This is a genomic window from Nostoc sp. TCL26-01 (assembly GCF_013393945.1).
Classification (GTDB): Bacteria; Cyanobacteriota; Cyanobacteriia; order Cyanobacteriales; family Nostocaceae; genus Trichormus.
The window spans coordinates 3380001-3398820 of sequence record NZ_CP040297.1 but is presented as its reverse complement, the minus strand read 5'-3'; the positions used below and the strand labels follow the sequence as shown (position 1 = coordinate 3398820).

Below are 18820 nucleotides of genomic sequence, written 5' to 3'. Positions count from 1 at the left end.
GCTAGAGGCTAGAAGAGAAATATTTTCATGTTTGATTGAGGATTTTTCCATAATTAGCTGTTTTGCAAAAGTAATGCGTGCTGATAAAAAAACACTAACCTCTACCCTCTGACCCCTAGTCCCTAGCCTCTCTCTTTAAATTCACTCTTTGAAACTAATATACCTTCAATTACCATACATAGAACTGCTACCTGATTTTTGCAAAACCTAGTAAAACTCCACCTCCACTCTTCCCCATTCCCTATTACCTGTCACCTGTCACCTGTTCCCTTCTTACACCCAAACCTCAAAGCGGATTTACTTTGATATCATGGGAAGCATTCCCAAAGCGGCAAAGCTGGCTGATGGAACAGTGGTGCGCTATGCGTTGAAGTACTTGTTGCTGTTTGTGTTCAACAGAAGCCAGCTACAAGGCATAAATGTTAGGATTGCCACAGTAGAGAGAATAGCGTGCATAGAAGGAAAAAAAGCTGAATGGCAGAAGTTGATAAGTCAATATCCTTCGATGGAAGGGATATTCGACTGAAGGTAGGCCTACTAGCACCCCAAGCGGGTGGGTCAGTTTTGATAGAATCGGGGGATACAGCTGTATTGGTCACAGCTACGCGATCGCAAGCCAGAGAGGGCATTGATTTTCTTCCCCTGACAGTAGATTATGAAGAAAGACTATATGCGGCAGGGAGAATCCCCGGTGGGATCATGCGCCGAGAAGGTCGTCCCCCAGAGAAAGCAATTCTCACCAGCCGTCTTATAGACCGTCCCTTGCGTCCTTTGTTCCCTTCATGGTTGCGGGATGACTTGCAAGTTATCGCTTTAACAATGTCGATGGATGAGCAAGTACCACCCGATGTCCTAGCCGTCACAGGCGCTTCCATTGCTACACTAATTGCCAAAATTCCCTTTAATGGGCCAATGGCAGCAGTGCGGGTAGGTTTAGTGGGTGATGATTTCGTGATTAACCCCACCTATGCAGAAATCGAAGCCGGAGATTTGGACTTGGTGGTAGCCGGTTCACCTCATGGTGTGATCATGGTGGAAGCGGGAGCAAATCAGTTACCAGAACGAGATATTATTGAAGCCATTGATTTTGGCTACGAAGCAGTTAGGGATTTAATCAAAGCACAGCTAGACTTAGTTGCTGAACTCGGTCTGGAAATTGTCCAAGAAGCACCGCCAGAGGTAGACCAAACTCTGGAAAATTATATCCGCGATCGCGCTAGCGATGAAATTAAGAAAATTCTGGCTCAATTTGCATTGACTAAACCCGAACGCGATGCCGCGTTGGATGTCGTTAAAGATAATATTGCCACAGCGATCGCCGAACTCCCAGAAGAAGATCCCATTCGGACGGCAGCCACCGCCAATAGTAAGGCCCTGGGCAACACTTTTAAAGACATTACAAAATACTTCATGCGCCGCCAAATCATCGAAGATAACGTGCGTGTTGATGGTCGTAAACTTGATGAAGTCCGTCCTGTATCTTGTCAAGTTGATGTCTTACCTAAGCGTGTCCACGGTAGCGGCTTATTTAACAGAGGACTAACTCAGGTATTATCCGCCTGTACCCTGGGTACTCCCGGAGATGCCCAAAACCTCAACGATGACCTGCAAACAGATCAATCCAAACGCTACTTACATCATTATAACTTCCCTCCCTTCTCCGTTGGCGAAACTAAGCCCATGCGTGCGCCGGGTAGACGAGAAGTTGGTCATGGTGCATTAGCCGAAAGAGCCATATTACCTGTACTACCACCCAAAGAGGAATTCCCTTACGTGATTCGCGTCGTCTCGGAAGTCCTATCTTCTAATGGTTCTACCTCGATGGGTTCTGTTTGCGGTTCCACCCTGGCTTTGATGGATGCTGGTGTCCCCCTAATCAAACCTGTCAGTGGTGCAGCAATGGGTTTGATTAAGGAAGGTGAAGAAGTCCGTGTTCTGACAGATATTCAAGGTATTGAAGATTTCTTAGGTGACATGGACTTCAAAGTCGCCGGCACAGATACAGGGATTACCGCCTTACAAATGGATATGAAAATATCTGGTTTGTCTTTGGAAGTAATTGCCCAAGCCATCCACCAAGCAAAAGACGCTAGGTTGCATATTCTGGAGAAAATGCTCCAAACTATCGACCAACCACGCACTGAAACCTCACCTTATGCTCCTCGTCTATTGACTATTCGGATTGATCCAGAAATGATTGGTCTAGTCATTGGGCCTGGTGGTAAAACGATTAAGGGCATCACCGAAGAAACTGGTGCAAAAATCGACATTGAAGATGACGGCACAGTCACAATTTCTGCGGTCGATGAAAGTAAGGCCAAAAGAGCGCGTAGTATCATTCAAGGCATGACTCGCAAATTGAATGAAGGTGATGTCTATGCTGGACGTGTCACTCGGATTATCCCCATCGGCGCTTTTGTCGAATTCCTCCCCGGTAAAGAAGGAATGATCCACATCTCCCAATTAGCTGACTATCGTGTTGGCAAAGTCGAGGATGAGGTAGCCGTTGGCGATGAAGTTATTGTCAAAGTGCGCGAAATTGACAATAAAGGACGGATTAATCTCACACGTTTGGGGATACACCCAGATCAAGCAACTGCGGCCAGAGAAGCTGCGGCGGTGAATCGTTAATATCGGTTGAGGATTTTAGATTTTGAATTAGGGATGAATTACAAATCTAAAATCCGCGATGCCTTTAGGCAGGCATCGCCGTAAAATTTTTCATGATGATGAATAAAATCAGTCAAGCGACTGAATTTGCAACTATTGACAGCTGCTATAAAATTCCGCCATTGCATTGACAAACCCTGCAAAAGAACTAAAATCTTGCGAGACAACAGAAACATTGATACCTAATTTTCTGGCATTAGCTGCTGTGTAGGGGCCAAAACAAGCAATCAGGCAATGCTCAAAATCATTGATTGAGTTAAACATCGCCATCAAGCTGGTGACTTCTGCGGTACTACTAAAAGCAATCATGTCTATTATGCCTTGCTGAATTAAATTTAATTCTCCTGCATAAATACTTTTGTCTACACTCTGAGTTATGTATGTAGGTACACGAGTCACCTGCATTCCTAAACTTTGTAAATCTGTAATAAAATTAGGTACTACATTAGGTTCAGGAATACCAATAACTTCTGGTGTTGGTAATAAAATTTTCTTGCCAAAAATCCCTTCCATTAGCGCTAATTCGGCAATAATTCCCCCAGGACTAGATTCATTAGGAATTAAATCAACTCTGCCACACACTGATAATAAATGCTCTATGTCTTTACCTAATGCACATAACTGACAATTTTGCAATTGAGACAGAGAAAGACCTAAATCATGTAAGCGCTCAAAAAATGCTATGATGCCGTTTCTACTAGTAAAAGCAATCCAATCAAATTGATCTATGCACCGCAAAGCCGCATCTAATTCAGAATAGTTAGATAAATAACAGGTTTCGATGGTGGGCATGAAAATTGGTAGTCCACCTTTGTCAATGATTTGTGCAGATAACCTAGAAGCGTAGTTTCTCGGTGCTGTGATTAGAATCCTTTTGGTATATAAAGGTAGTTGGCTAGATGGAGTGAGTAATTTGGTTTTTGGCGACATGATTTAGTGAAGTTATCAAATTACAATACAGTATTAATAAGGACTGAGTGTGTTACCAAATATTCGAGCCGCAATTTTTGACATGGATGGTTTGCTTTTTGACACAGAAAGCATTGCCCGTTGGGCTTGGCAACAAGCTTTAGCCAGTCATGGATATGTGATGAGTGATGATTTCTATAGTGAATTTGTTGGACGGGATTTATCATGGCGCGAAAAAATTCTTAAACAAAAATATGGCAATAACTTTCCTTTTGAAGCAGTAAAAAGACAACGCATTGAAATTGGCGATCGCCGAGAATTACAAGAAGGTTTGTCAATCAAAGCCGGTGTGTTAGACTTACTAGGTCAGCTAAATAATTTAGGCATAGTCATTGCTCTAGCCACTGGGACATCCCGCAGCCGCACTATCCGCCGCCTCAATAATGCCGCGATTCTGCACCACTTTACAACAATTGTCACCAGTGAAGATGTCGCCCAGGGTAAACCCGCACCAGATATATATTTAGAAGTCAGTCGCAGAATCAATGTTGCACCTGTACAGTGTCTAGTTTTTGAAGACTCGTGTGTCGGTGTAGAAGCTGCTTTTAGTGCCGGGATGTATCCGATTATGGTTCCTGATATCGAACAACCATCCCCGGAAATCAGATGTTTAGCTTACCAAGTTTTTGACTCTCTAGTGCAAGTTGGGGAACTGTTGGTACAGAGACTAGAGGCTAGAGGTTAGTTATATGGTGTGTTGTCGCCAAGTACGCACACACAGAATTATGGGCAGCTTACTTTCCCCTATTCTCTATTATTCTTGAACCCTACGACAGTTGATCTCTGTCAGTGAAAAAATTCTTAATAATGTTAGCAATCTTCAGCCACGTTGGGGATGCAATTTTAAATTTTATGGCTGAATGAAAATAGGTACTTGACAGCCATAAGATTTTCATGGTTTATAATAATCATAAATTACGGTATATGTACCAAAATACCGGTGATTATAGGGTGAATAAGAAAATGAATAGTCCGCAGCATTCGATGCAGCAAGGAACTAGCTGGACAAAGAAAATATATACTTGCGTTGTCGATGCTTGGCAAGTTGTGCTGTTTTCATATCAAAAAGTAATGCAAATCAGTTTTAATAAAAAATATATCTGTTTAGGCATATTGAGTGCTGTTTTAAGTATAGCGATCGCTGCTTGCTCTGGTGGTAATTTAGCTAGCAATCAAGATATTAAGCTGCGGTTAGTATCTTTTTCTGTGACTAAAGCTGCTCATGATCAGATCATCCCTAAATTTGTGGCAAAGTGGCAGCAAGAACATCATCAAAACGTCACTTTTGAACAGAGTTATGGTGGTTCCGGCGCTCAGACTGCTGATGTCATTTCCGGCAAACAGGAAGCGGATATAGTACATTTAGCGCTGCCTTTAGATGTCATCAAAATACAACAAGCGGGTTTAATTAAGAAAGATTGGGAAATTAGATATCCGAGAAATGGTATTGTTAGCAGATCAGTTGCTGCGATCGTTACTCGTGCAGGTAATCCCAAAGGCATTAAAAATTGGGATGATTTAACAAAAGAGGGGATAAAAATCATCGCCGCTAATCCTAAAACATCTGGTATTGCTATTTGGGAATTCTTAGCATTTTGGGGTTCAATAACCCAAACAGGGGGAGATGAAGCCACAGCTTTAGATTACGTAACTAAAGTTTATAAAAATATCCCTGTATTAACAAAAGATGCTCGTGAGGCTAGTGATTTATTTTTTCAACAAAATCAGGGAGATGTTTTAATTAACTACGAAAACGAGGTAGTTTTGGCGAAAAAAAATGGAGCGAAACTTCCTTATGTTGTGCCACAGGTTAATATCTCCATTGATAATCCTGTAGTGGTAATTGATAAAAATGTTGATAAACATCAGACAAGAAAAGTTGCCGAAGCGTTTGTTGATTTTCTCTATTCAGCAGAAGCGCAAAGAGAGTTTGCTAAATTTCAATATCGTCCTGTGAACCCTATAGTCACACAAGAAGTAATATCACAGTCTCCCCCTATTCAAACTTTATTTACAGCTCAAGACTTAGGTGGTTGGGATTACATTCAGAAAAAGTTTTTGGCAACTGGAGCAATTTTTGACAAAGTTCAAGCTAATAGTAAGAGCTAAAATTTATCTAAATTTTGTCCTCATCTATACATCAACTCAATTAGTAGATTTATGAACTTGATTGATAGGCTCAAAAGTAGCCTCATAGTGACATCGCTAATACTGACTAGTTATAGTCTCACAGCTTGTAGTAGTAAAGAGCAACAGCAACAGGTCAGTGTTGATGGTGCGGCTGTTGGTTTTCCTATTTCTCTTGCTGTTGCTGAAGAATATCAAAAAGTGCAATCAAAAGCTGTGGTTAGTGTTGCATCTAGCGGCACTGGCGGAGGTATTAGTAAGTTTTGTGCTGGGGAAATTGATATTGTTGGCGCTTCTCGAACTATTAGAGATGAAGAAATTAAGAAATGTAAAAGTAAAGGCATTGAATTTGTCGAGTTACCCATAGCGTTGGATGGGATTGCTGTTATCACTAATCGGGAAAATAATTTTATTAAATGTTTAACCATTAAGGAATTTAACAAGCTATGGAATGCTAAAGCAGATGGTAAAGTCTTAACTTGGGATCAGGTAAATTCTAAGTTTCCGAAAGAGAAGATTAAACTATATGCGCCTGCTTCTGATACAGGAACATTTGATTATTTTAGTCAAGCTGTGACAGGTAAAGCTAAAAATAGCCGTACTGACTATAACCCCAGTCACAATCAAAATACTTTAGTCCAAGGGGTAGCAGGTGATAAATATTCTTTGGGTTATGTAGGTATTTCCTATTATCTGCAAAACCAAGATAAACTAAATTTGGTAGCTGTAGAAAGTCCTCAAGGCAAGTGTGAAAAACCTGTACCATTGGATAATGTAGTAAAAAATATCTACACACCATTATCTCGCCCCTTGTTTATTTATGTCAGTAAGAAATCATTAGACAGTAAGCCATCAGTTACAGAGTTTGTGAATTTTTATCTAGAAAACTCTTGGAAATGGGTTGATAGTGTTGGTTATGTTGCCCTACCTGATGAAGCTTACGTCAAAGTCAAGCAAAAATTTGCCAAAGGTGAGACTGGAACTAAATTTAAAAAAGCAAAACCTGGTCAACCAATAACCAATTTTATCTGAAAAAATTATGCAATTCACAAATAATCAAGACGATTTTGCGGCAACTGCTCATGTTTCACTTGATAAAAAATTACTAGACGATTTTCAAGAAAAGTTTTTTGCGACAATTTTATTTGCGTGTGGTTTAGTATCGGTACTAACTACCTTTGGAATTGTTGTAATTATCTTTCAAGTTGCCTTTGAATTTTTCCAGGAAGTATCACTGGCTGACTTCTTCCTAGATACTAAATGGACACCTTTATTTGCTGAGAGACATTTTGGGATTTGGCCGCTAATTAGTGGTACTTTTTTAACAACAGCGATCGCTATGTTTGTTTCTGTACCTTTAGGCTTATCTTCAGCTATCTATTTAAGCGAATATGCTCAACCCAAAGTAGCAGCCATATTGCGTCCAGCCGTTGAACTTTTGGCAGGTATACCCACAGTTGTTTATGGTTACTTTGCACTCTTGTTTGTCACACCATTACTCAGAAATTTCATTCCTTTAGAAATATTCAATGCTTTGAGTGCTGGGTTAATGATGGGAGTAATGATAACTCCTACAGTTGGTTCGATTAGTTTAGATGCGATTAAAGCAGTACCTCGTTCTCTAAGAGAAGGTGCTTACGCTTTAGGAATAACTAAGCTGGAAACTATTTTTAGAGTAGTTCTTCCCGCCGCGCTGTCAGGAATTACAGCCTCAATTATTTTAGGTGTTTCTCGCGCAGTTGGTGAGACGATGACTGTACTTATCGCTGCTGGTTCACAGCCAAAATTGACTGTCAATCTCACAGAATCAGTAGAAACTATGACGGCTTATATGGCCCAAATTTCTGGGGGTGATAGTCCTCGCGGAAGTTTGAATTTCAAAACTTTATATGCTGTAGGCGCTGTGCTATTTCTGCTGACTCTAATTTTAAATATTGTGAGTTACTGGATTTCTCATCGTTTTAAAGAAAAGTACGATTAATAAGTATTAGCAAACATGACTACAAGTTATCAAAGGGATGATTCTCTAGATTCTGCCTCAGAATTTAATGAGAGTGTGGAAAAAAGGGAGTCTTTAGGTAAGGTATTTGAAATACTGTTTTTACTAGGTTTACTAGTAGGCTTGTTCATTTTAGCGCTGTTAATTTTTGATATTGGTAGGGATGGATTACTGCGCTTTTTAACTCCAGGGTTTTTGACAGAAACCCCTTCTCGATTTCCAGAAGAAGGAGGTATTCGTCCGGCGATTTTTGGCAGCGTGCTGCTGGGAATTATCGTTATTTTAGTTGCCGTACCTATAGGTGTGGGAGCAGCTTTATATCTAGAAGAATATGCTCCTAAAGCTTGGTGGACAGCTATTATTGAGATTAATATTAGTAATCTTGCTGGTGTACCATCAATTGTTTATGGGTTGCTGGGTTTAGGAGTTTTTAACTATCTGCTTGGCTTCGGCCCGACGTTAATTTCTGGTGCATTGACTTTATCTTTATTGTCATTGCCAGTGATCATTGTCACGTCTAGAGAAGCTATTCGTTCAGTTCCAGATTCTTTGAGAAATGCTTCTTATGGCTTGGGTGTAACTAAATGGCAAACTATTAGTCATCATGTCATACCTTATGCTATTCCTGGTATTCTGACAGGCGTAATTATTTCTGTATCTAGAGCAATTGGAGATGCGGCTTGTTTGATTGTAGTAGGTGCTGTTAGTTTTCTGACTTTCGATCCTGGTTTATCCCAAAGATTCATGGCACTACCCATTCAAATTTATAGTTATATTACTCGTCCAGAACCGGGTTTTGCCAATTCAGCCGCAGCCACAATTATTGCTTTAATACTCTTAATTATGTTGCTTAATGGCATAGCAATTTATGTGCGACAACGCTTTTCTATCACTAGGTAAAAGACCAAGCAAAATGATTTTTTAAGTATTGTAGGAGCTAAGAAAATGACTGGGGATTACAGTAGAAACAGTTTGGGAAATACTACTCTCAACCACGAAGATAGTTCAGTATTTGATGTGGAAGGTGTTAAGGTTTATTATGCTGGCTTTCTGGCATTGATTGATGTTTACCTAAAAATTCCAGACAAACAAATAATTGCTTTTATTGGCCCTTCAGGATGTGGTAAAAGTACACTCTTACGCTGCTTTAACCGGATGAATGATTTAATTCCCGGTGCGAAAGTAGAAGGAAGATTAAATTACCGCGATCGCAATATTTACGACACGAGAATTAATTCAGTAAAATTGCGCCGACAAATAGGTATGGTATTTCAAAGACCAAATCCTTTTCCTAAGTCGATATACGAAAATATTGCTTTTGGCCCTCGTTCTAACGGTTACAAAGGGAATATTGATGAACTAGTAGAAGATTCTCTCAGACGTGCAGCAATTTGGGATGAAGTCAAAGATAAACTCAAAGCTAAAGGTACAGCATTATCTGGTGGACAACAACAAAGGCTTTGTATTGCTCGTGCGATCGCTATGAAGCCTGATGTATTATTAATGGATGAACCATGCTCTGCCCTTGATCCAATTTCCACACGTCAAGTAGAGGAACTTTGCTTAGAACTCAAAGAGCAATACACCATTATTATGGTAACTCATAATATGCAACAAGCCTCTAGGGTGGCAGATTGGACGGCCTTTTTTAACACAGAAATTGATAATGGTGGTAAACGTCGGGGTAAATTAGTTGAGTTTAGTCCTACCGAACAGATGTTCAATGCTCCTCGTACCAGAGAAGCACAAGAATATATTAGCGGACGGTTTGGTTAAGGTTCAATCTATTTAATTACTGTGCCAAATTTGATAAAATTTCTGATAATTCAAATTTGCTGCACAGTACCACATGAGTTTGTAAAAATCCCTGTGTAGTTCTAGCTCTTTAGCTTCTACCCTATCAGAAAAGTAATCTTTTAGAGATACAATTACCTGCGGTAACTGTTCATTAGTCAAGGTTTCTTTTAAATTATCTGCTGTGCGTTTACGTAAAGATGCACTTTGAGTAGATTTCAGTAGATGCAGTAAAGTGTTGAAAGCTATGGTATTACCTAAATCGATTTGTGCTAATTTATAAGCTCTACGTCTTTGGGTATCTTCATCTGGAGAGGAGGAAATACCACGGATTAAAGTTGTAATTTTTTCATCTAGAGAACGCAAACGAGAATTTTCTTTGTGTTGTCTTTTTCCCTGGTATTGAATTGTAATTTTCTCACTGCGTAAGGTGGCTAAATTTTCTTCTGCTTGTCGGCGTTGAGATATATCTGTGGCTGATTCAGAGATTTTTATGAGTGTGGCCATAGCGATCGCATTTTTTGGCTCAATTTTGCCTAAACTATAAGCAGCCTTGCGTTTAGTTGATTCGTTTTTAGTCGTCTCAATAATTTCTCTGAGTGCAGTAATTGCTATGAGATTTTTGGTATCGACTCTGCACAGACTATAGGCTACTTGCCAACGGATAGTTTCATGACGAGCTATTTTCACAAGATTTTCTAAAGTAGCGATCGCAATTTTATTACCAGGATCAAAAACCCTCCCTAAACTATAAGCTGCATTCCAACTTTCAAACTCATTTTGATTAGATGTGATAAATTGTTCTAAAGCAGCGATCGCTTGATGGCGATCGGTTTTTAGTAATGCTATGCGTGCACCTTCTATAATTGGTGATGGATATCTCCACCATTTTTTTTGTTGCACATGAAAGTAGCCAAAACGCCACTTAATTAATTGTTGAACGATTGTATGCGCTTGTTGGCAATCTGTAAACTCAGCAATTCCCTGAGCTGCTAAAAAGTAAGCTTGATATTCATAAAATCCCCCGCAGCCATCTCGAAATTGCACTAACTCTTGCATAAATGCTGCTTTTTCTACTTGTGGTACATCATGTCTACCCAGCCACAATAAAATAACTTCCCGCCATTGTGGCTCAACAATACGGTAGATATTCTGCCTGTTATCAGCTAATTGATGATTTAAGAAAAACCGCCAATCATTAACAGCTCGTGCTGCAAAATATTCCTGAAAAGTTGGATGATAGAAAGCATAAACCTTCTCACCTGACACTTCTGAGACACCAACCTGATTTAACCAACCGAGTTGCAGTGCTAATTGAAATAATCCATCATCAGCAGCCCCTAAAACTTGACAGACAAAACTATATCTTAACCGAAATTTGGTTTTTTCTTGAGCGATCGCCAACAACGCTAATTCTCCCAGTGCTTGATTTAACTCTTGTCTCTGGGACGAAGTTGTCGAAAAACAGTCTTGTTTCCACTCATAAATTGCGTCCACAAACTGCTCATATAACATAGCTTTATTCTGAGGTAAAATTCCTTGACTCATGCCCCAAATTCGACATAGCAACGCCAATCGTAAAGGATTTTTTACCACATCTCTAATACGTCGCCTTTCTGGTTGGTTTAACTCACATTGGAGTTTTTCAGCTAAATTTGGGTTGTGCTGAAACCATCGACTAATAAATTGTCCTACTCTGTCTGGTGTCTGTTCTTCACCATAAGTAAAATGTAAATTACAATAGGTATCAAAATTTTCTAAAGCATTTTTACCCGCATCCCAGACATTTAATCGACAGGTCAGAATAATAGTAGCATCCGCCACCCAACCTTTTAAAAAACCAGCAATTTTAGCTAAAGCGCTAGTGGATTCCATAGCCATTTCATCAACGGCATCCAACAATAAATAAACTCGTCCTTGGTTGAACTGCTCACAAAATTCTTCCTCAATTTCTGATGCAACTCTTAGCTTCCGAGTAGCAGTAGGTAGCCAATCTTCAATGAGATATTTATCTAAAGTTCTACCTTGTAAATCAGCTAAAGAAACCCAGACAGGTAAATCTGAAGTATTTTCTAAAACCCATGTAGCAATCTTTTGTAGTAAAGTAGTTTTCCCTGCTCCTGGTTCCCCAATAATGGCAATACGCTGACTCTGCTTTTTTCCTAACACCTGTTGAATAAATTCATCGTGATCAAATGTTTGATTAACCTCTGAATCTTCTGGTTCATATAACCTTGAACCTTCTTGAGGAGTTACATCACCACGATGACTTAAACGCTGTTTTCGTTGCACCAAACCTAAGGGTACATAAATCTGCGTAAAGTCAAAAGTCACCCCATCTGCACTAGTCAAGGGATTTGTTGTCAAGCGATGATTGAGATTAGCACGACAAACTTCCTGCCAGTGAGAAATATGAGAAGATGAGGAGATAGAATTGTCCACCTGCTCATTTTCTTGCGCCACCATGACTTCCCGCGATTTTTCGGGACGGCGAATTTCCCATTCCCGATCAAATTTTTGCAAATTGGCTGCTGTATCTTGGCGCTTGTACCAGAGATTTAAAGTAAAGTGCCAAATTTCCGAACCACTGCGAGATGGACGATTATCTTCTAAAATTCCTACGAAATCTGCAAACCGCTTTAAGGCTTCTTTGATTTGTTCAGCAGTTAATTCAGTTGTGGTGAAACCTGTCAAAGCCTGTAAAAATCTTACTTTTGTTCGCACAATTAGCCGATGTTCATCTTGCCAACGAGTTTGAATCTCTGATCGCAAACCCTCTAAAGCAGCCTCATCACCATCTATCTCATCATTAGCATAATCTAACAGCACCTGTAATAAATGCCGCGATCGCTTTTTTGCTTCAGGGCCATAACTCGCTCTTGCCATCGCCTTAGTTGTACAAATCAACAAAGTTCGGGGATTCCCCTAAGTTTAGCAACTTCCCCCACCTGCCTCAGCTAGATTTTACAAGTCTTTCCCTGATCAAACACTCCATTGGCTTAGGGGAACTTCCTCAGAATATTCTCAATTTATGAATAAAACAACTCCATCACACCTGATAACTAAAAACTGCCAGCTCAATTAATCCATATGTTAAAACTCACTTACACAGAAAATAGCTTTAGCCTCCAATGTCTCGATACATCCCTAGAAAAGTGGGTAAATACAAGAGTCACCTTGGCTTTGCGAGCAGGCACAAACATATATATTGAATCAAGTACAGTTTCTTTCCTCATTTCCACTCACTCTGCTCACATAGTTGATTTAGAGACACTAGCCAAAGATCATCTTGTTCAACTTTCCCCCAGTGATGCTGACTTTATGGAAGTCGTTCTCCAAGGAACATGGCTAACATCTCAGGCTAATAGTGATACAGGGATTTTCGTGACTGTATTGAATAAATCCACAGAATCATTGCTTCAGCAAATATCTCAAAGCCAGCAATTCTGTCATGCTTAAGCTTGCTGTTCGCGGGACTCTGGTATGACTTCCGAACCCAGTCTGTGAAACTGTCCTAGTTCGTCGTACCGCCTTTCCCCGAACAGTATTTAAGTAATGAGTGCTGACTAATGACTAATGACTATTGACTAATGACTAATGACTATTGACCACCCTCATTTATGGTTTATTGATTGAGTGCGTAAGTCCTAAATTTTTTGCTGTTTGCGGGACTTTGGTATGACTTCCGTTCCAACTTGTTAAGTTGTCTAAACTTAGTCGTACTGTTCTTTCCCCAAACAGCATCCCAAAATATTCAAAATTCAAAATTATGATGACTACTAACTATAACAGTCGTGTTGAACAGGTAGCACGAGAAGATTTAGTCATGTTTATTAACGCCTGTCTCGCTTGCAGTGGACAAAAAGAATTTTATGATGATGCCTATGGTCAGCGAGTATCAATTGATTTTTTACATGATTATATTCTCGGCAATTATCGCTTACTTTATGCCCGAACATTAGCCGCAGGTATCAACCACTTCAACCAAGCACAAATCATTCTCAAATTACTAGCAACCGGAAAACATACATCCCCACAACATCGTCAAGAAGAAGGCGCACTCATTGCTTATGCACTTAACGCCTTACCACCACAACGGGCTTGGGGAGTTTTACAACAACTACGCCAAAAAAGAATTAATAATAGACGTAGTAGAGCGATCGCTCGTGATTATCTCAGTATGCGGCGCGATCTTAGCTTTGATAGTGTCAAGTATCGCAGCAAAGTGAGAGCGATCGCCACCCATGCCCACCTCAAACTTCATGGTGAATTAGGTACTTTCCTGTTTCGCAACTGGAAACAAAGCAGTTACTCAACAGAATTATTTGAAAAATTTCGCCAAGCTCACTATAGTGCTAAAGCCATCTATGAGTTACCCTTCACTATTGCCGAAGGCTTTGCCATTAAACACAAAGTACCCCGCCATATATTTTTATCCCAGATTCAACAGCAAATGACCCTGGGGGAAAAGCTGCGTTTACAAGGTACAGCAGAACGTACAGCAAAGGTTGACATTAACGTAGATTTTGGTCGCCTTCCCTTAACCAAGCTAGCGCTGTATATACTTTCCTTACCTGGGGAAACAAGACGACAACAAAAAGATATCTTACACCAAGCCTTAGAGCGATCGGCACAATTAGCATTAAAAAAAGCCCCCCTAAAACTAGGAAAAGTTGCAGCCGTTCTTGATTGCAGCTACTCCAGTTCTGGTTCTCATGAAAAGCGCCGTCGTTCTCTAGGTATAGCTTTAGCTGCTCATTATCTTTTAAAATCCGCCTCCAAAGAATACCGTGCTTTCTGGACAGTTTCAGTAGATGAACCACTACAACTTTACGCCCGTGGACAAACTGACTTAGCCACACCTTTACTAACAGCCCTAGCATCAGGAGCAGAACTAGTAGTAATTATCTCTGATGCTTGTGAAAATGATCCACCCAACGGTGCAGCCGAAGTCCTTCGATTATACCGCCACAAATTAGATCCCCAATGTCGTACTTCCATCATTCACTGCAACCCTGTATTTAATTCCGAAGACTTTTCTTTACGCACTCTCAGCCCAGTCATCCCCACTGTAGGACTAAGAGATGCTGAAGATTTACCAACCATGCTTAACTTTGCCCGGTTTGCCGAAGGTTCTGCACCCTTGTCGGAATTAGAAAGCTATTTAGCAGAACGAGTGCAGCAAATGCTAACAGCTACTTTCCCATCCTGTGATTTAAGCCTTGGTAATTGGCTATGAAAAAAACAAACAGCCTACTAACAGACATATCCCTCCAAGGATTGCAAATAGCCCCTTCGCAAATCCAAGGTTCAGTTCGCATTGTCCCATTACTGCGGCAACAAGTACGTGGCGACTTACGTTTACTACGTCGTGCCTACGATGAAGACATCGCCATCGTATCCCTAGAAGGAAAAATCACTGAACCGGGGATGAAGTACCTTTCTTATATACCCCACGGTTTAGTCATGTCTTGGAGTGATGACGGTAGCCCAGTAGCTAGTTTTGGCGGACAAATACTCAAGCCTGATGGGAAAAATCTTCATTCCCCTTATGCTAGTGTCCGTTTAATACATCGCATGGCAAAACGAGAATCCAGCAATCAACTCAGATTCTTACCACTACACTTGGCAATGGAAGGTTTTCTGTCACTATTTTTTTCCGGCCCCGACATTGCCTGGAGTGAGTATTCTCAATATGCCTTATCTTACGGACTAGGCTGCCGTTACGAAACATCTTTTAGTGGACGCTACATCGCAGGATTAGCAGATGCCTTACGAGTGTTTGAAATTCACGAAAATCAAGTTGGGGTATTAGTATTCGTTGCCGAAACCTTAGCTTCTGCCTTTGTTGTTCCCACCCCAGAAGACTATCTAGCTCTACACAACAGCCTTTTAGAAGACTTCTATGGTGAACTCATTTACCAATACAGCTTACTTCACGATACACCTTTGCCAATGGATGTATCTATAGATGAATCCCAAATTCATAGTCTGGCAGATTTAAGCAGTGCGATCGCCAAAATGCGAACAGATTGGGCATCATTCCAAGGCTTCATGGCAGAAGGACTACTACAGAGCCAACTCCAATCCCAAAGGGTTTACACAGCAGGGCCATTTCAACTGCAACGCTTCATCACTAACCTCAATCCCAAACAAGAGAATCATCTAGGAGAGGCGATCGTTCGAGACAACGGCGAATTAGAATATCTCAAAACCTATCGTTTATCAGCCGCCCAAACGCGCCGAGTCTACTTACTCAGCCAACTAGCCACATATAACTGGAACCTTGATGCCACAGCCAAAGCTTTTGGACAAACTCGTGATGAACTTGTATCTCGGCTAGAAACTTCAGGTTTTGGATATCTGTTGAATCAACAAGTACGTGACGCAGCACGGAAAAAAGCTAAAAAGTCCTAAGCTTGTTCTGAAGGCATCGCATCAAAGATACTTTAAAACTGACTAAGTATTTCCTGAAAAGCTTCTATCTGAAGGGAAAGAAGAAATCAAGAACCCTGCAAAGAGTTGACAGGAGGTGGGAGGTTAGATATATTGGATAAGTGCCTGAAAGAGGGACGCGAAAAAGCGGCGCTCCGGAGGCGACCGAACCTTGAAAATATTATAGTTTGAAAGCAAGTATACAACAAATACCCTGCGTCAAGAAAATAAAAAACACCAAGCTGAGGTGAGAATCAGCAAAGAAGAGCAACAAACGCTTCAAAACGGAGAGTTTGATCCTGGCTCAGGATGAACGCTGGCGGTATGCTTAACACATGCAAGTCGAACGGAATCTTAGGATTTAGTGGCGGACGGGTGAGTAACGCGTGAGAATCTGCATTCAGGTCTGGGACAACCACTGGAAACGGTGGCTAATACCGGATGTGCCGAAAGGTGAAAGGCTTGCTGCCTGAAAATGAGCTCGCGTCTGATTAGCTAGTTGGTGTGGTAAGAGCGCACCAAGGCGACGATCAGTAGCTGGTCTGAGAGGATGACCAGCCACACTGGGACTGAGACACGGCCCAGACTCCTACGGGAGGCAGCAGTGGGGAATTTTCCGCAATGGGCGAAAGCCTGACGGAGCAATACCGCGTGAGGGAGGAAGGCTCTTGGGTCGTAAACCTCTTTTCTCAAGGAATAAGAAAGTGAAGGTACTTGAGGAATAAGCATCGGCTAACTCCGTGCCAGCAGCCGCGGTAATACGGAGGATGCAAGCGTTATCCGGAATGATTGGGCGTAAAGGGTCCGCAGGTGGCATTGTGTGTCTGCTGTTAAAGAGTCTAGCTTAACTAGATAAAAGCAGTGGAAACTACAAAGCTAGAGTGCGTTCGGGGCAGAAGGAATTCCTGGTGTAGCGGTGAAATGCGTAGAGATCAGGAAGAACACCTAGTGGCGAAAGCGTTCTGCTAGGCCTGCACTGACACTGAGGGACGAAAGCTAGGGGAGCGAATGGGATTAGATACCCCAGTAGTCCTAGCCGTAAACGATGGATACTAGGCGTGGCTTGTATCGACCCGAGCCGTGCCGGAGCTAAGCGTTAAGTATCCCGCCTGGGGAGTACGCACGCAAGTGTGAAACTCAAAGGAATTGACGGGGGCCCGCACAAGCGGTGGAGTATGTGGTTTAATTCGATGCAACGCGAAGAACCTTACCAAGACTTGACATGTCGTGAATTTTTCTGAAAGGAGAAAGTGCCTTCGGGAGCACGAACACAGGTGGTGCATGGCTGTCGTCAGCTCGTGTCGTGAGATGTTGGGTTAAGTCCCGCAACGAGCGCAACCCTCGTTTTTAGTTGCCAGCATTAAGTTGGGCACTCTAGAGAGACTGCCGGTGACAAACCGGAGGAAGGTGGGGATGACGTCAAGTCAGCATGCCCCTTACGTCTTGGGCTACACACGTACTACAATGCTACGGACAAAGGGCAGCTACACAGCGATGTGATGCAAATCCAAGAAACCGTAGCTCAGTTCAGATCGCAGGCTGCAACTCGCCTGCGTGAAGGAGGAATCGCTAGTAATTGCAGGTCAGCATACTGCAGTGAATTCGTTCCCGGGGCCTTGTACACACCGCCCGTCACACCATGGAAGCTGGCAACGCCCGAAGTCATTACCCCAACTTTTCGGAGAGGGGGATGCCTAAGGCAGTGCTGGTGACTGGGGTGAAGTCGTAACAAGGTAGCCGTACCGGAAGGTGTGGCTGGATCACCTCCTTTAAGGGAGACCTACCCAACTTGAGAAGCCAAAGCCAAAAGCAAGTAAGCATCAAGATGGTCTACTCAAGGTCGTGCGCAGAGAGAAAAAGTTGTGTAGAGAAAAGCTTTCAAACTATGATTGGGTTTGGGTTGAATTGGGGCTATTAGCTCAGGTGGTTAGAGCGCACCCCTGATAAGGGTGAGATTCCTGGTTCGAGTCCAGGATGGCCCACCTGAATCAATGCAAAATTAAAAATTCAAAATTCAAAATTAAGAAATTGTTTTTGAATTTTGCATTTGGAATTTTGAATTGTGTTGGGGGGTTTAGCTCAGTTGGTAGAGCGCCTGCTTTGCAAGCAGGATGTCAGCGGTTCGAGTCCGCTAACCTCCACCTGGAAAAAAGAGCAAAAAGAAAAGAGGGAAAAATTCAGCAACTAGGAAACACAATAGTGTTGTTAGACTGCTGGGTGAAGACCTAGCCAGAACCTTGAAAACTGCATAAAAACGCGAAAAGCAGGCAGAAACAGACATTGACACGACATTAGTTAGTGTGAATGAAAGTGGAAGCAAAAAAGACCAAAGAAGTTGTGGTCAAGCGAATAAGGGCTAATGGTGGATACCTAGGCACACAGAGGCGAAGAAGGACGTGGTTACCGACGAAATACTCCGGGGAGTTGGAAGCAAACTATGAGCCGGAGATGTCCGAATGGGGGAACCCTAAATACTACCTGTTGAATATATAGACAGGAAAGAGCCAACCTGGCGAACTGAAACATCTTAGTAGCCAGAGGAAGAGAAATCAACAGAGATTCCCAAAGTAGTGGTGAGCGAAATGGGAAAAGCCTAAACCAAAGGGTAAACCTTTTGGGGTAGTGGGACAGCGATATCGAATCTAGAGGTTAGACGAAGCAGCGAAATACTGCACCAGAGAAAGTGAAAGTCTTGTAGTCGAAAATCAAAGGATAGTAGCTGCATCCCGAGTAGCATGGGGCACGAGGAATCCCATGTGAATCAGCGAGGACCATCTCGTAAGGCTAAATACTACTGTGTGACCGATAGTGAACCAGTACCGCGAG

General features: G+C 41.8%; 12 protein-coding genes, 2 tRNA genes and 2 rRNA genes (1 of these 16 running past the window's edge). 14 read left to right on the top strand and 2 right to left on the bottom strand.

Features of this window, described 5'->3' with window-relative positions; all coding sequences use genetic code 11:
• Nucleotides 1-474 precede the first annotated feature (474 nt).
• Nucleotides 475-2631, top strand: coding sequence for a polyribonucleotide nucleotidyltransferase (locus FD725_RS14670; protein ID WP_179048795.1), 2157 nt, complete (start codon nt 475-477; stop codon nt 2629-2631).
• A 132-nt stretch (nt 2632-2763) separates the two neighbouring features.
• On the opposite strand, the gene FD725_RS14665 is transcribed toward FD725_RS14670, so the two are convergent.
• Entirely contained in the window at nt 2764-3600 is an 837-nt protein-coding gene (locus FD725_RS14665; protein WP_179048794.1) for a uroporphyrinogen-III synthase, read from the bottom strand.
• Between the two features lie 49 nt (nt 3601-3649).
• On the opposite strand from FD725_RS14665, the gene FD725_RS14660 reads away from it, so the two are divergent.
• From FD725_RS14660 to pstB, 6 genes are all read left to right on the top strand, one after another.
• On the top strand, nt 3650-4324 hold the full coding sequence (locus FD725_RS14660) for an HAD family phosphatase (RefSeq protein ID WP_179048793.1): 675 nt from the start codon (nt 3650-3652) through the stop codon (nt 4322-4324).
• A gap of 386 nt (nt 4325-4710) precedes the next feature.
• Nucleotides 4711-5748, top strand: a complete 1038-nt coding sequence (locus FD725_RS14655) for a sulfate ABC transporter substrate-binding protein (RefSeq protein WP_372726736.1) — start codon at nt 4711-4713, stop codon at nt 5746-5748.
• Between the two features lie 51 nt (nt 5749-5799).
• Nucleotides 5800-6798 (top strand): PstS family phosphate ABC transporter substrate-binding protein, encoded by a 999-nt coding sequence (locus FD725_RS14650; protein WP_179048791.1) that lies wholly within the window; start codon nt 5800-5802, stop codon nt 6796-6798.
• A 7-nt stretch (nt 6799-6805) separates the two neighbouring features.
• The gene (pstC, locus tag FD725_RS14645) at nt 6806-7747 is read left to right on the top strand and encodes a phosphate ABC transporter permease subunit PstC (RefSeq protein ID WP_179048790.1); all 942 of its coding nucleotides are present in this window, start codon (nt 6806-6808) and stop codon (nt 7745-7747) included.
• A 15-nt stretch (nt 7748-7762) separates the two neighbouring features.
• Nucleotides 7763-8665 carry a phosphate ABC transporter permease PstA gene (gene pstA, locus FD725_RS14640; RefSeq protein WP_179048789.1) on the top strand — a complete coding sequence of 301 codons (903 nt, stop codon included), beginning with the start codon at nt 7763-7765 and terminating at the stop codon, nt 8663-8665.
• Nucleotides 8666-8710: 45 nt separating this feature from the next.
• The gene (gene pstB / locus FD725_RS14635) at nt 8711-9541 is read left to right on the top strand and encodes a phosphate ABC transporter ATP-binding protein PstB (protein ID WP_179048788.1); all 831 of its coding nucleotides are present in this window, start codon (nt 8711-8713) and stop codon (nt 9539-9541) included.
• A 12-nt stretch (nt 9542-9553) separates the two neighbouring features.
• Here pstB and FD725_RS14630 read toward each other — a convergent pair whose 3' ends face one another.
• On the bottom strand, nt 9554-12445 hold the full coding sequence (locus FD725_RS14630) for an NACHT domain-containing protein (protein ID WP_179048787.1): 2892 nt from the start codon (nt 12443-12445) through the stop codon (nt 9554-9556).
• A 204-nt stretch (nt 12446-12649) separates the two neighbouring features.
• Here FD725_RS14630 and FD725_RS14625 point away from each other — a divergent pair, with 204 nt between their 5' ends.
• From FD725_RS14625 to FD725_RS14595, 7 genes are all read left to right on the top strand, one after another.
• Complete coding sequence (locus FD725_RS14625; protein WP_179048786.1) at nt 12650-13018, top strand: alr0857 family protein; 369 nt, start codon at nt 12650-12652, stop codon at nt 13016-13018.
• Between the two features lie 313 nt (nt 13019-13331).
• Nucleotides 13332-14798: a hypothetical protein gene (locus FD725_RS14620; RefSeq protein ID WP_179051548.1), complete on the top strand. Its 1467-nt coding sequence runs from the start codon at nt 13332-13334 to the stop codon at nt 14796-14798.
• On the top strand, nt 14795-15976 hold the full coding sequence (locus FD725_RS14615) for a hypothetical protein (RefSeq protein ID WP_179048785.1): 1182 nt from the start codon (nt 14795-14797) through the stop codon (nt 15974-15976). The genes FD725_RS14620 and FD725_RS14615 overlap by 4 nt, the downstream gene beginning before the upstream one ends.
• Before the next feature lie 299 nt (nt 15977-16275).
• Nucleotides 16276-17765 (top strand): 16S ribosomal RNA (locus tag FD725_RS14610).
• A gap of 137 nt (nt 17766-17902) precedes the next feature.
• Nucleotides 17903-17976, top strand: a tRNA-Ile gene (locus FD725_RS14605).
• A gap of 86 nt (nt 17977-18062) precedes the next feature.
• Nucleotides 18063-18135: transfer RNA gene (locus FD725_RS14600), tRNA-Ala, on the top strand.
• 198 nt (nt 18136-18333) lie between these two features.
• Nucleotides 18334-18820 (top strand): 23S ribosomal RNA (locus FD725_RS14595) (it continues 2340 nt past the right edge of the window).
• The 16S and 23S rRNA genes sit together here with 2 tRNA genes alongside, the layout of an rRNA operon.